Annotated in this window: 1 protein-coding gene; it reads left to right on the forward strand. The window is 28.1% G+C overall.

Annotation, left to right across the window (positions count from 1 at the left end):
- Window positions 1–28 precede the first annotated feature (28 nt).
- Complete coding sequence (locus AACX38_RS06630; RefSeq protein WP_228865906.1) at window positions 29–1,285, forward strand: lipopolysaccharide biosynthesis protein; 1,257 nt, start codon at window positions 29–31, stop codon at window positions 1,283–1,285.
- Window positions 1,286–1,482 lie beyond the last annotated feature (197 nt).

A 1,482-nucleotide genomic window follows, 5' to 3' on the forward strand; every position in this document is an offset into this window, starting at 1 on the left:
ACATATGCTTATATTATAGACAATAAATATGTCATCCCTAAAAAATAATATCACACAACTCGCTTCAGGTACTTTAGCTAGCCAATTTTTATTACTAATTATAACTCCGGCATTAACAAGATTATATGGGCCAGAGTCACTTGGTGGATTAGCAATATTCATATCATTATACACTGTATGTGCAGGAATCAGTACACTGCGCTATGAGCTATCAGTCCCTGCGCAAAAAAATGACTTACTAGCAACTGAAATTAGCTCAGTAACATTTATATATACAACTATTTTTTCTATTTTATTAATGATAGTCATCATTATTTTTATATACATAAAAATAAAATGGATTCCTTTTTATTATTTATTTTTACCTTTTTGCATTATTTTTATCTCCATACATAGTTTAACTCAACAGTGGTCAGCAAGAAATAGAAACTATTCACGTTATTCATATAGTTTATTTATAAACTCAGCCACAAACAGTATATTAATATTTACTTTTGCATATTATGGTTATAATAACACAGAAGCCTTAGTAGCTGGAGTTTTTTTCGGCATAGCTAGTGCAACATTCTTTATGCTAATACCTCTTAAAAAGAGAAATGAAATTTTTGGGGGCATAAAAATAATATTCTTACCTAAAAAAATATTAAATCTTAGTAGAATCAATAAGGCATTCCCTAAGTTTATGTTACCCACATTTTTACTTTCATCACTATCTAGCAACTCACCAATATTAATTCTTGGACTATTGCGTACTTCAACAGAAGTTGGTTTTTTCTCCTTAGCCTTAAGATGTATCCAAACACCAGGTATTATACTTGGTGGTGCAATAAGTGAAGCACTGCGAGCTGAATTATTTAACCGACATCGTATGAATGATGTATTATTGCCTATAATCTATAAAGTCATTAAGCTAAATATAGCCTTGGGTATTCCTTTTTTTTTATTCATGATGCTTATTGGTGATAAAATTCTAGTATTAATATTAGGCTCAAGATTCGAACCAGTCAGAAATTTAGTTACTCCATTAACTTTGATTGTCTGGGCTACCGTTTCTTTACAAATACTTCAATCTCTATTTATTATTCTTGAAAAGCAATCTCAGAATTTATTCTCACAAATTATATTGAGCCTAATCCCAAATACAGTTCTTATTTTATTATCCGTTTCTAATTTTCAGCTAGAAAAAATAATAACGATATACTCAATAATATATGCAACTACAATAATAGGTATCATAATTTGGATTTTATGCTTAACATTACATAGTGATAGGGAAAAACTATAACTCATGGTAGCAAAAAACCACTTAAGAAAATGAATAAAGATGAATTTAAAAAAATTTAAAAAAACCAAAATATTACATTTTATATTAAGTTTAATATATTTACTACTATATCACTGGGCCTATAAAGTATATATAAATCCCACATTTGAATATGCATTTCATTTTTATTTTGAACGAACATTATATCTTTATTTGAT

Origin of the sequence: Xenorhabdus sp. PB30.3 (assembly GCF_963895965.1) — a bacterium.
Classification (GTDB): Bacteria; Pseudomonadota; Gammaproteobacteria; order Enterobacterales; family Enterobacteriaceae; genus Xenorhabdus; species Xenorhabdus stockiae.